1 pseudogene is annotated in these 537 nt (G+C 52.3%); it reads left to right on the top strand.

Annotated features, from left to right (window positions below):
- Nucleotides 1-537: pseudogene (locus J0A65_RS27505) on the top strand (DNA-directed RNA polymerase subunit beta'); the annotation flags it as partial.

The raw sequence follows: 537 nt of genomic DNA, 5'->3' as shown, positions 1-537 counted from the left end.
GTCTGATGGCGAAGCCAGATGGCTCAATCATCGAAACCCCAATTACGGCAAACTTCCGTGAAGGTCTAAACGTACTTCAGTACTTTATCTCTACCCACGGTGCACGTAAGGGTCTAGCAGATACGGCCTTGAAGACAGCTAACTCAGGTTACCTGACCCGTCGTCTGGTTGACGTTGCGCAGGATCTGGTTATCAACAATGACGACTGCGGCACGTTCGAAGGGGTTAAGATGACTCCGTTGATCGAAGGTGGCGACGTAGTAGAACCATTGCGCGAGCGCGTACTGGGTCGTGTTGTCGCTGAAGACGTGCTGATCCCTGGTACTGCCGAGGTACTGGTAGAGCGCAACATGATGCTGGACGAAGCATTGGTAGACTTGCTTGAGTCTCACTCTGTTGACCAGGTTATCGTTCGCTCTGTAATTACCTGTGAGAATGACTTTGGTGTGTGTGCTAAGTGTTACGGCCGTGATTTGGCCCGTGGTCACTTGGTCGGTATCGGTGAAGCTGTGGGCGTTATCGCTGCCCAGTCAATCG

Source organism: Bowmanella yangjiangensis (assembly GCF_017255015.1).
GTDB classification, from domain to species: Bacteria; Pseudomonadota; Gammaproteobacteria; order Enterobacterales; family Alteromonadaceae; genus Bowmanella; species Bowmanella yangjiangensis.
This window is presented reverse-complemented; position numbering and strand designations above follow the sequence as displayed.